The following is a 13,632-nucleotide window of genomic DNA, read 5'->3' as shown; positions in this document are numbered from 1 at the left end:
CTCACCGCGTGGCGACGGCGGGCACCTCTTCCGGCTCGGTCTCGCGGTCGACGCGCGCCGCACGCAGGCGGGAGAGCACCACGGCTCCCATCGCGATGCCGGCGGCCACCAGGGCGATGGCGATGCGCAGCACGTGGTTGGCGTCCGCAGGCACCGAGAGCATGACCACCGCGGGGGCGATGAGCAGCGAGACCAGGTTCATCACCTTGATCAAGGGGTTGATCGCCGGGCCGGCGGTGTCCTTGAACGGGTCGCCCACGGTGTCGCCGATGATCGTGGCCTCGTGCGCCTCGGAGCCCTTGCCGCCGTGGGCGCCGTCCTCCACGATCTTCTTCGCGTTGTCCCAGGCGCCGCCGGAGTTGGCCAGGAAGATCGCCATGAGCACCCCTGCGCCGATGGTCCCGGCGAGGAACCCGGCCAGCGGGCCGACGCCCAGCCCGAAGCCCACCGCGATGGGTGCGAAGGCGGCGAGCAGGCCCGGGGTGGCGAGCTCGCGCAGGGAGTCCTTGGTGCAGATGTCCACGACCTTGCCGTACTCCGGCCGCTCGTCGTAGGTCATGATCCCGGGGTGCTCGCGGAACTGGCGACGCACCTCGTAGACGATGGCGCCGGCGGCCCGGGTGACCGCGTCGATCGCCAGGCCGGAGAACAGGAACACCGTGGCCGCGCCGAGGATGACGCCGACCAGCGTGATCGGGGAGATGATCTCGTAGCTGAGCATCGCGCCCACGAGCCCGCTGCCCACCGTCGTCACCTCCGCGACCGCCGTCTCGACGGCGTCCGCGTAGGAGCCGAACAGCGCGGTCGCGGCGAGGACCGCCGTCGCGATGGCGATGCCCTTGGTGATCGCCTTGGTGGTGTTGCCGACGGCGTCGAGGTCCGTGAGGATCTGGGCGCCCTCGTCGTCCACGTCGCCGCTCATCTCCGCGATGCCCTGCGCGTTGTCGCTCACCGGACCGAACGTGTCCATGGCGACGATCACGCCGACCGTGGTCAGCAGGCCGCACCCCGCGAGCGCCACGAGGAACAGCGACAGCCAGATGGACCCGCCGGCGAGCAGGAACACGCCGCAGATCGCGGCCGCGATGACGCCGGCGGTGTAGACGGCCGACTCGAAGCCGACGCCGATGCCCGACAGCACCACGGTGGCCGCGCCGGTGCGGGAGGTCGCCGCCACGTGCTTGGTCGGCTTCGAGTCGGTCCCGGTGAAGTAGCCGGTGATCCACAGGATGATGCCGGCCAGGACGATGCCGATGAGCACGGCGAGCGAGGCGACGACGCGCGGGTCGGAGGTGACGCCGGTCAGGTCCGCGGTGCCGCCCATCCCCGTGAACGAGCCCGGGAGGTACACGAACGCGGCCACGGCGGCGAGACCGGCGCCGACGACGGCCGAGACGTAGAAGCCGCGGTTGATGGCGGTGAGGCCGGACTCGTTCTCCCGCATCCGGGTGATCACGACGCCCAGCAGGGCGACGAAGGCGCCCACCGCGGTGACGACGAGCGGGAACACCAGGCCCTGCTCCCCCATGACGGCCTTGCCCAGGATGAGGGCGGCGACGAGGGTCACGGCGTAGGACTCGAAGAGGTCGGCGGCCATGCCCGCGCAGTCACCGACGTTGTCGCCCACGTTGTCGGCGATGGTCGCGGCGTTGCGCGGGTCGTCCTCGGGGATGCCCTGCTCGACCTTGCCGACCAGGTCCGCGCCGACGTCGGCCGCCTTGGTGAAGATCCCGCCGCCGACGCGCATGAACATCGCGAGCAGCGCGGCCCCGAACCCGAAGCCCTCCAGCACGGCCGGTGCGTCGGTGCGGTAGACCAGCACGACGACGGCGGCACCCAGGAGGCCCAGCCCGACGACCGACATCCCGACGACGCCGCCGGTGCGGAACGCGATCCGAGCACCCGTCCGGCGGCCGTCGGGCCGGGTGGCGGCCGCGGCGACCCGGACGTTGGCCCGCACGGCGAGCGACATCCCGAGGTAGCCGATGGCCGCGGAGAACCCGGCACCGACGAGGAACGCGACCGATCGTCCGACCCGGACCCCGCCGTCGCCGGGCAGCAGGAAGAGCAGGGCGAACACCACGACGGCGAACAGCGCCAGGGTCCGGAACTGCCGGCTGAGGTAGGCGGAGGCCCCCTCCTGGACCGCCTGGGCGATGTCCTGCATCTTGTCGGTGCCACCGGCCGCGGCGAGCACCTGCCGCCGCAGCACGGCGGCGCACACGAGCGCTGCCAGGGCGATCACCGCGATGACCGCGACGATCGTGATGCTGTCGGACCCGAGTGTGAGCATCCGTCCTCCTCGACGTGTGCCACGCACCGCGTCCGGTCTTCCTCGACCCGGGCGGAGCGTCTGCTGGACACCCCGCCGTCGCCGTTGACGGCGGGATGCGCGTGAGTCTACTCACACGTGACGGCCGTCACGAACGGACGACTGCCCCGGGCACCCAGGGGCCGCCGTAGACTCCCCGGCACAAGGTCAACGACGACTGGATCGGAGCACAGCGTGAACTCCTTGGTGCTGATGGTGGTGGGCCTGGCCATGGTCCTCGCCGGGTACTTCCTCTACTCGAAGTTCCTGGCCAGCCGCATCTACCGGCTGGACGAGGGCTACCGCACGCCGTCCCACGAGATGCGCGACGGCGTCGACTACGTCCCGACCAACAAGTTCGTCCTCTGGGGTCACCACTTCACCTCGGTGGCCGGTGCCGCACCGATCGTCGGGCCCGCCATCGCCGTCATCTGGGGCTGGCTGCCCGCGTTCCTCTGGGTCACCCTCGGCACCGTGTTCTTCGCGGGCATGCACGACATGGGGGCGCTGTGGGCGTCGGTCCGCAACAAGGGCCGCTCGATGGGCATGCTGTCCGGCCGCTACATCGGCGCTCGCGGGCGTGGCCTGTTCCTCGTGGTGATCTTCCTGCTGCTGCTCATGGTGATCGCCGCGTTCGCCGTGGTCATCAAGAACCTGCTCATCGCGACCCCGTCGTCGGTCATCCCGGTCTGGGGTGCCATCGCCGTGGCGGCGGTCATCGGCCAGATGATCTACCGCTGGAAGATCAACCTGCTCGTGACGACCGTGATCGGCGTCGTCGCCCTCTACTCGCTCATCCTCGTCGGCGACCGGTTCCCGGTCGTCCTGCCCGACCCGATCCTCGGCATGTCGCCCGCGACGTTCTGGATCGTGGCCCTGTTCGTCTACGCCGGCATCGCGTCGCTGCTGCCCGTGTGGGTGCTGCTGCAGCCGCGCGACTACATCAACGGCGTCCAGCTCTTCATCGGGCTCGGCATCCTCTACGGTGCCGTGCTGTTCTCGACCCCGGCCGTCGTCGCCCCCGCGGTCAACCAGAACGTGCCGGCGGACACGCCCAGCCTCGTCCCGCTGCTCTTCGTGACCATCGCGTGCGGCGCGATCTCGGGGTTCCACGGCATGGTGTCGTCCGGCACGTCGTCCAAGCAGCTGGACAAGGAGACGGACGGCCGGTTCGTCGGCTACTTCGGCGCGGTCGGCGAGGGCATGCTGGCGCTCGGCGCGATCATCGCCACGACGGCGGGCTTCCGGACGGTCGCGGACTGGGAGGCGGTCTACTCCTCGTTCGCCGTCAACGGCGTCGGCGCGTTCGTCGACGGCGGTGCCGCGATTGTCAACGCCGGTCTCGGCATCCCCGCCTCGTTGTCGGCGACCATCCTGGCCACGATGGCCGTGCTGTTCGCCGCCACGACGATGGACACGGGCGTGCGCCTGCAGCGGTTCGTCGTCCAGGAGGCGGGTGAGCTGGCGGGTATCCGGATCAACAAGGTCGTCGGCACGATCGTCGTGCTCGTGGTCGCGATGGGGCTGGTCTTCAGCTCCGGCGGCGAGGGGGACGGCGGGCTGCTCATCTGGCCGCTCTTCGGCACCACGAACCAGCTCCTGGCGTCCCTCACGCTCGCGGTCGTGGCGGTGATCCTGCTCCGCAAGAAGCGCAACCCCGTGCCCGTGCTCGTCCCGCTGGTCTTCGTCCTGGTGATGTCGATCTACGCGCTCGTCGTGCAGCTCGGGACGTTCTGGGCGGACCAGAGCTGGCTGCTGCTGGGCCTCGACGTCGTCATCCTCGTCGCGTCGCTGTGGGTGGCCGTCGAGGCCGCCGCCGCGATGAACGCCGCACGCAAGGGATCCTTCGACCCGGAGTCCGACGAGCCGGTGCCCAGCGGCTCGGCCGCCGCCGGCGCGCGCGGTGCGGGCGGGAACCCCACCCAGGAGGCCTGATGCCCGGCACCCCGAGCGCCCTCGCCGCCCTGTCCGCAGGTCTGCGCGAGCTCTACGAGGCGCCGTACCGGCGCACGATGGCTCGCGCCCAGCGGGACGAGGACGACCTGTTCACCCTGGTCGTGCTCGCCGAGGCGCTCGGGGTGCCCAACCCCGCGGCGTACTACACCGTCGAGCTGCTGCCCCTGGTGGCCGACCGCGTGCACGAGTGGCACACGCGCCTCGGCATGGACCGCTCGCCCCTGGACCACGTGTCGTGCTGCTAGACCTCCACGGCCTGGCCGCCCGCCGCCGTGTCATGTTCCTCGGCGGCAAGGGCGGTGTCGGCAAGACGTCGATCGCCTCGGCGGTCGCGCTCGACCAGGCTCGTGCCGGCCGCCGGGTGCTGGTCGTCTCCACCGACCCGGCCCACAACCTGGGCCACCTGTGGCAGCGCGAGGTGGGCGACGACGTCGTCCACCTCGCCCGAGGGGCGGCCGGCGGGTCCCTCGACGGCGTCGAGATCGACCCGGGGCGCACGACGGCGGCGCACCTGGCCGCGGTCCGGGCCACGTTGCGCCGGCTCATGCCCGAGCACCTGGGCGGTGAGGTGGACCGGCACCTGGACCTGGCCCGTGACGCCCCCGGCATGCACGAGGCCGCGATCCTCGAGCGGGTGGCCGACCTCGTCCAGACGGGCACGGCCGACTACGACCTCGTGGTCCTGGACACCGCGCCCTCGGGGCACACCGCCCGGCTGCTGTCCCTGCCGGAGACCATGGGGGCCTGGACGGACGGCCTGCTGCGCCGCCGGGACCGGTCCGACCGGCTCGGAGCCGCCGCCCAGATGCTGGGCGGCCGGGGCGAGGCGACCGCACGGCGCGAGGCCGAGATCCGCTCCGTGCTGACCCGGCGGCGGGAGCGGTTCGCGCACCTGAGGGACGTGCTGACGGACCACGACGCCTGCACGTTCGTCGTCGTCCTGGCCGCGGAGCGGCTGCCCGTGCTGGAGACGGTCGAGCTCGTGGGGCAGCTCGACCGGCTCGGGGTGGACGTGGGCGGGCTCGTGGTCAACAAGCGCTCGCCCGCCGACGCCGGCGAGCTGCTCGCCGCGCGCCACGCGGCGGAGTCGGCGCACCTGGCCACCCTGCGGTCCGCGCTGCCCGACGTGCCCGGCTGCGAGGTGCCGCTGCTTGCGGCCGAGCCCGTCGGAGCGGAGGGGCTGGCCCGTCTGGCGACCTGGTGGCGCTGAACCTCACCGGGTGGGCAGCCCTCGGCAGAACGCACGGACCGCCCGGTCGAACTCGTCGGGCCGGTCGAGGTTCGTGACGTGCCCGCACTCCGGGATCACCACGAGCGTCGACCCCGGGATCACCCGCGCCATCTCGTGCGCCACACGGAGCGGCGACCGGGCGTCCAGCTCTCCCCAGAGCAGCAACGTCGGCACCCGGACCGCTGGCAGGTGGGCACTCAGGTCCGTCGCGGCCATGATGGCCAGCTGGGTGCGCAGGCTGTCACGGCGCACGCTCGCCGCCATCGCATCGACCAGCGCCGTGAACGGGCCGGGCGGCCCCGCGGCGAACAGGTCGGGCAGGACCAGGTCGACCTCGCCCTCGGGTGCTGCCAGCAGGGGCTCGAGGGCGGCGACGCGTGCAGCGACCTCAGCGGCCGGCAACGATCCCTTCCATCCGGCGTAGGCGCCGGTCAGGATCAGGCCGGACACGAGCTCGGGGTGCCGCCGGGACAGCTCGAGGGTGACCGTCGAGCCCCAGGAGAGCCCGCACACGGGGGTCGGTGCGAGCCCGAGGGTGACGATCAGGCCGGCCAGCACGTCGGCGTAGTCGGCGAGCGCGAAACCCTCGGGCAGCCCGCCCGAGCCCCCTGCGCCCGGCTCGTCCCACGCCACCACGGTGAGCTCGTCCGAGAGCGACCGCAGCTGCGGAGTCCACAGGCGGCCGTCCTCTCCTGCCCCGTGCACCAGGACGAGCGGCGGACCCTCGCCCGCGCGGCGGTACGCGACGTCGACACCGTGCACGGACCGGTGCCTCACCATGGCGCGCCTCCTCCCACCGGAGCCCGGCCTCGCCGCCGCCCTCCACCTACGACGGTACGGAGGTGGCCGCGCGGTCGCACGACCATCGTCGACGGCAGTCCGCGGCGTCGGGTCGCACCCGAGGCCCGCACGGCGTCGCTCGCTAAGGGTTTTCCACACGGTCAGGCGTCGGTGTACGGGTGTTGTCCATCGCTGGGCGGCGTCCCAGACTCGGTTCTGTGAGCATCCCTGACGAAAGGTTCGCCATGACCCGATCGACAGCCTTTGACCTCCGCGGCGCCGCAGTGCGTCGCACCTTCTCCGCCCTCACCGCCCTCGTGGTCGCCGCCGCGGGCGCGCTGGCCTGGACCACCGCCGGTCCCGCCGCGTCGGCCTCCGCCGCGAGCTGCGCGCCCGCCTGGTCGGCGGGCACCGTGTACACCGCCGGCGACGTCGTGTCGCACGGCGGCGAGAACTGGGACGCGCAGTGGTGGACGCTCGGCGAGACGCCAGGCACCACCGGCCAGTGGGGCGTCTGGCGCTCCGCGGGCGCCTGCGACGGCGGCTCGACGCCCGACCCCACGGACCCGCCCGTCGACCCCGGTGACTTCGTGGTCTCCGCCGCGCAGTTCGACCAGATGTTCCCGCAGCGGAACGCGTTCTACACCTACCAGGGCCTCGTCGACGCCCTCGGCGCGTACCCGGACTTCGCCGCGGCCGGCGGCCCCGAGATCGCGAAGCGGGAGGCCGCCGCGTTCCTGGCCAACGTGGACCACGAGACGGGCGGGCTGCGCTACGTCAAGGAGATCAACGAGGCCAACTACCCGCACTACTGCGACACCACGCAGCCGTTCGGGTGCCCCGCCGGTCAGTCGGCCTACTACGGCAAGGGCCCGATCCAGCTCTCCTGGAACTACAACTACAAGGCCGCGGGCGACGCCCTGGGCATCGACCTGCTCAACAACCCCTACCTCGTCGAGACCGACCCGGCCGTCGCCTGGAAGACCGGGCTCTGGTACTGGAACACCCAGTCGGGCCCCGGCACCCTGACCGGCCACCAGGCGATCGTGACCGGCGCCGGGTTCGGCGAGTCGATCCGCTCGATCAACGGCGCCCTGGAGTGCGACGGCGGCAACCCGGCCCAGGTGCAGAGCCGGATCGCCTCGTTCCAGCGCTTCGCGCAGATCCTCGGCACGACGACGGGTGGCAACCTCGGCTGCTGACCTCGCCGCAGGGGCCGACGGCGGGACCCACCGCCGTCGGCCCCTCGTCGGTCCGTGCCCCCGACCGACCCGTGCGCGCGTGCGAGGATTCCCCCATGCCGGAGAACACCCCCGTCACCCCTGCACCGCACCCGCACCCCGAGGTTCCCGCGGAGGCCCGGGCGCACGCCGAGGACCTCGGCGCGTTCGTCACCGCCGCGCCGTCGTCGTACCACGCGGCCGCCGAGGTGGCCCGCCGCGCCGAGGCCGCCGGGTTCGTACCGCTGGCCGAGACGGACACCTGGGACGTCGTCCCGGGCGGCCGCTACGTCGTCGTGCGCGACGGCTCGGCCATCGCCTTCGTCGTGCCGCCCTCGGCCGGGGCGACCACCCCGTTCACGGTGCTCGGCACGCACACGGACTCCCCCGGGTTCAAGCTCAAGCCGCGGCCCACCACCGGGCGCGAGGGCTGGGTGCAGGCCGGCGTCGAGGTGTACGGCGGGCCGCTGCTCAACTCCTGGTTGGACCGCGAGCTCGAGCTCGCCGGGCGCCTCGTCACCCGCGACGGCACGGAGCACCTGGTCCGCACCGGGCCGTTCGCCCGCATCCCGCAGCTCGCGATCCACCTCGACCGCCAGGTCAACGACGGCCTCACGCTCGACAAGCAGCGCCACACGCAGCCGGTGATCGGCCTGGGCGAGGTCGGCGACGCCGACGTGCTCGCCGCGCTGGCCGCGCGGGCCGAGCTGCCCGACGGCGCCACCGTCGACCCGGCCGACATCCTCGGCTACGACGTCGTGGTCGCCGACACCCAGGCACCGCGCGCGTTCGGGACGCACGAGGAGCTGTGGGCCTCGGGCCGTCTGGACAACCTGCTGTCCACCCACGCGGCGCTCACTGCGCTGCTCGGCGCCACGCCCGCGGACCTCACCGGCGTCGCCGTGCTGGCCGCGTTCGACCACGAGGAGATCGGCTCGGAGTCGCGTTCGGGCGCCGCCGGACCGTTCCTCGCCGACGTGCTGGGCCGCGTCTCCCGGGCCCTCGGGGCGGGCGGCGAGGACCGCCGTCGGGCGCTGGCCTCGTCGGTGTGCGTCTCGTCCGACGTCGGCCACGCCGTGCACCCGAACTACCCGGAGCGGCACGACCCCGCCAACCACCCGCGGGCGGGCGGCGGCCCCATCCTCAAGATCAACGCCAACCAGCGTTACACCACGGACGCCCACGGGGCGGCGCTCTGGCAGGCGGCGTGCGACGCCGCGGGCGTGCCCACCCAGGAGTTCGTCTCGAACAACACGATCCCGTGCGGGTCCACCATCGGGCCGATCACCGCCACGCGGCTCGGCATCCGCGTCGTGGACGTCGGCGTGCCGATCCTGTCGATGCACTCCGCCCGCGAGCTGACCGCCGTCGTCGACCCGTGGTACCTCGCGCGAGCGATGGGCGCCGTGCTCGTCCGGTGACGCGGCGCTGTGTGGTCCCTACCGCAGCCCCAGCTTGCGGGTGCAGTGCGGCCACTGCCCCCAGCCGGCGCGGTCCTGGAGGATCTGCGCGCGCTTGGTCTGCTCACGGGCGCTGTGGCGGTGCGGCAGGCCCGAGCCGCCGACGGCCCGCCACGTGCTGGCGGTGAACTGGTACATGCCGTAGTAGCCGTTGCCCGTGGCGATCCCGGGCCGGCCGCCGGACTCGCACCGCGCGAGCTGGCCCCACACGTCGCGGGTCCGGAGCTTCTTCGCCGACACCCAGCCGGTCTTCCCGCCGGGCAGCTCGACCTTGACGCGGTTGACGTCACGGCCGGTGGTCCGAGCGAGCTTGGTGACCTTCGTGCCCAGGGCCGCTCGCGCCACGGTGCGGGACGCCCCGCGGACCTCGCGGGTGATCGCGACCCGCTTGGTCGTGAACCGCTGGCCGCCGACGTCGCGCAACGGCGTGGCCGTCACGTGGCGCTTGCCGATCCAACCCACCTTCCCGTTCGGCAGCCGGACCTCCAGCAGACGGGTGCGGCGCTCGAGCACCGTCAGCCGCGTGCCGTCGTCCGGCCGGGCCACGACGCGGCTCGACCGGTCGCGCTTCTTCGTGACCTTGGCCCGGTCGGCCTTGACCCAGCGCACGGTGCCCCGGGACGCCGCGGCGAGGGGGCCGACGGCGGCGGCGGGCGCGGCGCTCGGCGGTACGGCCGCCGGGAGGGTGGCCGCGGTGGTCGCCGGGAGCGCGGACGCCGCGGCAGGGGCTGCGGCGGCGTTCGCCGGAGCGACCGCGAGCGGGGCGAGGGCGACGGCGGTGGCCGCCGTGAGGGCAGCAGCGAGCCGCCGGGTCCTGGTGGTGGGCATGAGACCAGGGAACGATGGTCACGAACGGATAACAGCCCGGTCGGGACTTCTTTCACAAGACGTCCATGACCATTCCTCAAACCATTCATCGAAGAATAGACAAATGCTTCTGAACGGTCAGGTCAATCATTCTTCGCTTATGCCCTGCGAACGGCGATAGAGCCACCGGGCCGGCCCGCCGTCGGACGGGCCGGACTCGGGTGTCGCCCGATCAGGCGCGGCGGCGGCGGCGTACCGTCAGGACGCCGAGACCTCCCAGCACGAGGGCGACTGCCGCGACGACGACGCCGGTGACCGTCGCGCCGGTCTGCGGCAGCTCCGCGGTGGTCTGCGCGCGGACCTGCTCAGCCGACCTTGCGCTCACCTCGGCCGCGTCCCCGGAAGCGTCCGGGGCACCCGGTGTGACCGCCACACCCTGCGGGCGACCGATCGTGCCGTCCGACTCGCCGGTGTCGTCGCCCTCGTCCACGACCGGGGCCGGGCTCTCGCTCGGCGCGACGGGCTCGGTGGGCTCGGTACCCTCCGTCGGCTCGGTGGGCGTGGGGTCGGTTCCCGGCTCGACGGGCTCGCCCGGAACGACCGGGGGCGTGTCGGGGAACTCCGGCGTCGGCTTGGGCTCCGGGGTCACCACGGGCTCCGGGGTCTCCTCGGGGGCCGAGGTCTCGAGGCAGACCGGCTCCTGGCCGCCTTCGCCGAAGTGCTCGTCGTAGTGGCTCACCTGCACCCAACCGACGCACTCACCGGCCGCCACACCCAGCGCGGCCCAGGGGATGAAGCCCTGCCCGATGTACTGGGCGACCTCGTGCCGCGTCCCGGCACACTCGGCGTCCGTGCGGTCGACGCACTTGCCCTCGAAGTGCGCCTGCCCGATCTGGGCGCCGTTCTTCGACGCCCGCACGTTGACGTGACCGTTGTCCGGGAAGACGTCCCCGTCGGGGAGTTGGATGCCCTCGGCCGTGACCTGGTACGGCGTGACGTCGTCCGAGCCTCCCGCCCAGGCCAGGGCGGCCGGGGCGATGACGAGAGCGGCGGTGAGAGCGGCGGCCGGGAGCGTGCGCATGCGAGTCCTTCGTCGGGGCGGTGCCCAGCGGCCGAGGGCGCCAGGCGTGTTCCGGGAGCTGTGGTCCGGCCGGGACAGACAGACATGTCGGGTTCATGGCATGAAGACGACAGGACGGCCATACCGGGCTGATGGTTTCGCGACCGATCTTAGACGTCGGCGGTGCGAGCGGACCTCCCCCGTGGCACGCGATGCGGGTGAATGGCAGGTGCGAGACTGTCGGCGTGCCATCCGAGACGCCGTCCGCCGACCACCCGTTGCTGGACGTGCTGACCGCTCGGGGCGCCCGGGCCGACCGGCTCAAGCACGCCCGCACATTCCCGGCGCGGTCCGCGCAGCACGCCGACTGGCCCGGCTGGTCCGACCCGCAGCTCGTGGCGGGCTACCGGGCCCTCGGGGTCGAGCGTCCCTGGACCCACCAGGTCGCCGCGGCGGACGCCGCGTGGCGGGGAGAGGACGTCGCACTGGCGAGCTCTACGGGCTCCGGCAAGTCGCTGGCGTTCTGGCTGCCCGCGCTGACGGCCGTGCGTGCGGGACACGCCGCGGCGCGGGACGGGCAGGGGCGCATCGAGTCGACGGTCCGCCGCAGCACGGTGCTGTACCTCTCCCCCACCAAGGCGTTGGCGGCGGACCAGCTGACCGCGCTGACCCGGCTCCTCGACGCCGCCGGCACCCGGGACGTCCGGGCCACCACGTGCGACGGTGACACCCCCACGGAGGAGCGCCGCTGGGTCGCCGAGCACGCCGACGTCGTCCTCACCAACCCCGACTTCCTCCACTTCGCCCTGCTGCCCGCCCACCGCCGCTGGACGCGGCTGCTGCGCGGGTTGCGCTACGTCGTCGTCGACGAGGGGCACGCGTACCGCGGCGTCTTCGGTGCCCACGTCGCCCTGGTCCTGCGGCGGCTCGCGCGGCTCGCCGAGCACTACGGCGGCACGGCGCCCACGTTCGTCGTGGCGAGCGCGACGACGGCGGACCCCGCCGCGAGCGTCGCCCGGCTCCTCGGGACCTCGCCCGACGACGTCACCGAGGTCACCGACGACGGCTCACCTGCGGGACGGCGCACCGTCGTCCTCTGGCAACCGCCCGAGCTCACGGGCCCGGCGTTCGAGCGCTCCGGCGGCGCGACGGCGCAGGACGAGGACCCCTGGGCCCTGCCGGACCCCCTGGACCCCGAGGCGAACGAGACCGACGCCGTCCTCACCGTCGAGGGCGCGGCCGAGCACCCGCGCCGGTCCGCCACCGCCGAGGTGGCCGACCTGCTCGCCGACCTCGCCGCGCACGGTGCCCGCACGCTCGCCTTCACGCGTTCGCGCCGCGGTGCGGAGTCCGTGGCCCAGCAGGTCCGCGACCACCTGCGTCCCGTGTCGACCGAGCTGGCCGGCCGGGTCGCCGCCTACCGGGGCGGCTACCTGCCGGAGGAACGGCGCGAGCTCGAGCAGGCCATCCGCTCGGGCGAGCTCCTGGGGCTGGCCACGACCAACGCGCTCGAGCTCGGCGTCGACATCTCCGGCCTCGACGCGGTGCTGGTCGCGGGCTGGCCCGGGACCCGGATGTCCCTGTGGCAGCAGGCCGGGCGGGCCGGACGCGCCGGCGCCGACGGCCTCGTGGCGTTCGTCGCGCGCGAGGACCCGCTGGACACCTACCTGGTCACCCATCCCGAGGCGGTGTTCGACGCCCCGCTCGAGGCGACCGTGTTCGATCCCGGCAACCCCTACGTCCTCGCCCCGCAGCTCTGCGCGGCGGCCCAGGAGGTGCCGTTGCGCGCCGAGGACCTCGCCCGGTTCGGCGACCCCGCCCGGGTCCGCGAGGTGCTGGACGTGCTCGTCGCCCGCGGCCTGCTGCGGCGTCGCCCCTCCGGCTGGTACTGGACGCACGCCCAGCCGGCGGCCGGCATGGCGGACCTGCGCGGGTCCGGCGGACGGCCGGTGCGGGTGGTCGAGGCGAGCACGGGCCGCCTGCTGGGGACGGTCGACGCGGCGTCGGCGGACGGTCAGGTGCACGACGGCGCGGTCTACGTCCACCAGGGCGTCACCTACGTCGTCGACCACCTGGACCTGGACGACCACGTGGCGCTCGTGGTGCGCCGCGACGTGGACCACGGCACCTGGTCGCGCGACGTCATGGAGATCTCCCTCGAAGAACCCGGCGACCCCGACCACCCGGCCCCCGAGGGGTCGCGCCCCCCGCAGCGGCGCGAGTGGGGCCCGATCACCTGGGGACTCGGTCCGGTGGAGGTCACCAGTCAGGTCGTGAGCTTCCAGCGGCGTCGCATCCCGGACATGCAGGTCCTCGACACGGAGGCCCTCGACCTGCCGTCCCGGACGCTGGGCACCACCGCCGTGTGGTGGTCGGTCCCCGACCACGTGCTGCGGGCCGCCGGTGTCGACGCCGACGAGACGCCGGGTGCGCTCCACGCGGCCGAGCACGCCGCCATCGGGCTCCTGCCGCTGCTGGCCACCTGCGACCGGTGGGACCTCGGCGGGGTCTCCACCGCTCAGCACCCCGACACCGGTGAGGCGACGGTGTTCGTCTACGACGCCTATCCCGGCGGGGCAGGGTTCGCCGAGCGGGGCTACGAGCTCGGCGAGCGGTGGCTGCGCGCCACGCGGGAGGCCGTCGCCGCCTGCCCGTGCGCCACGGGCTGCCCCGCGTGCGTCCAGTCGCCCAAGTGCGGCAACGACAACTCGCCGCTGGACAAGGCGGCGGCCGTGCGGGTCCTGGACGCGCTGCTCCGGCACGCACCGGACGGCTCGCCGTCGTCGGCACCGACGGTGGCGACGTAG

At 73.5% G+C, this 13,632-nt stretch carries 10 protein-coding genes; 6 read left to right on the top strand and 4 right to left on the bottom strand.

Annotation, left to right across the window (positions count from 1 at the left end; genetic code table 11):
- Position 1 precedes the first annotated feature (1 nt).
- The gene (locus BCL65_RS02135) at positions 2-2,293 is read right to left on the bottom strand and encodes a sodium-translocating pyrophosphatase (protein WP_106264709.1); all 2,292 of its coding nucleotides are present in this window, start codon (positions 2,291-2,293) and stop codon (positions 2-4) included.
- Between the two features lie 213 nt (positions 2,294-2,506).
- Here BCL65_RS02135 and BCL65_RS02130 point away from each other — a divergent pair, with 213 nt between their 5' ends.
- The 3 genes from BCL65_RS02130 to BCL65_RS02120 are packed head-to-tail and all read left to right on the top strand — an operon-like array spanning position 2,507 to position 5,477.
- Positions 2,507-4,246 (top strand): carbon starvation CstA family protein, encoded by a 1,740-nt coding sequence (locus BCL65_RS02130; protein WP_106264707.1) that lies wholly within the window; start codon positions 2,507-2,509, stop codon positions 4,244-4,246.
- Entirely contained in the window at positions 4,246-4,512 is a 267-nt protein-coding gene (locus BCL65_RS02125) for a cory-CC-star protein (protein ID WP_106264705.1), read from the top strand. The genes BCL65_RS02130 and BCL65_RS02125 overlap by 1 nt, the downstream gene beginning before the upstream one ends.
- A complete protein-coding gene (locus BCL65_RS02120; protein WP_106264703.1) occupies positions 4,503-5,477 on the top strand; it encodes an ArsA family ATPase in 975 nt (324 codons plus the stop codon). The genes BCL65_RS02125 and BCL65_RS02120 overlap by 10 nt, the downstream gene beginning before the upstream one ends.
- A 3-nt stretch (positions 5,478-5,480) precedes the next feature.
- Here the strand turns inward: BCL65_RS02120 and BCL65_RS02115 are convergent, their stop codons facing one another.
- Positions 5,481-6,278, bottom strand: coding sequence for an alpha/beta fold hydrolase (locus tag BCL65_RS02115; protein ID WP_106264702.1), 798 nt, complete (start codon positions 6,276-6,278; stop codon positions 5,481-5,483).
- Positions 6,279-6,523: 245 nt separating this feature from the next.
- Here BCL65_RS02115 and BCL65_RS02110 point away from each other — a divergent pair, with 245 nt between their 5' ends.
- Positions 6,524-7,480, top strand: a complete 957-nt coding sequence (locus BCL65_RS02110; RefSeq protein WP_106264700.1) for a glycoside hydrolase family 19 protein — start codon at positions 6,524-6,526, stop codon at positions 7,478-7,480.
- Positions 7,481-7,575: 95 nt separating this feature from the next.
- Positions 7,576-8,919, top strand: a complete 1,344-nt coding sequence (locus tag BCL65_RS02105) for a M18 family aminopeptidase (protein WP_106264699.1) — start codon at positions 7,576-7,578, stop codon at positions 8,917-8,919.
- An 18-nt stretch (positions 8,920-8,937) separates the two neighbouring features.
- On the opposite strand, the gene BCL65_RS18415 is transcribed toward BCL65_RS02105, so the two are convergent.
- Both BCL65_RS18415 and BCL65_RS02095 read right to left on the bottom strand, forming a co-directional pair.
- On the bottom strand, positions 8,938-9,786 hold the full coding sequence (locus BCL65_RS18415) for a transglycosylase family protein (RefSeq protein ID WP_181340695.1): 849 nt from the start codon (positions 9,784-9,786) through the stop codon (positions 8,938-8,940).
- 211 nt (positions 9,787-9,997) lie between these two features.
- A complete protein-coding gene (locus BCL65_RS02095) occupies positions 9,998-10,846 on the bottom strand; it encodes an LPXTG cell wall anchor domain-containing protein (protein ID WP_106264698.1) in 849 nt (282 codons plus the stop codon).
- A gap of 224 nt (positions 10,847-11,070) precedes the next feature.
- On the opposite strand from BCL65_RS02095, the gene BCL65_RS02090 reads away from it, so the two are divergent.
- Positions 11,071-13,632, top strand: coding sequence for a DEAD/DEAH box helicase (locus BCL65_RS02090; protein ID WP_243400792.1), 2,562 nt, complete (start codon positions 11,071-11,073; stop codon positions 13,630-13,632).

Origin of the sequence: Isoptericola halotolerans, from assembly GCF_003003075.1 — a bacterium.
Taxonomy (GTDB): domain Bacteria; phylum Actinomycetota; class Actinomycetes; order Actinomycetales; family Cellulomonadaceae; genus Isoptericola; species Isoptericola halotolerans_A.
This window is presented reverse-complemented; position numbering and strand designations above follow the sequence as displayed.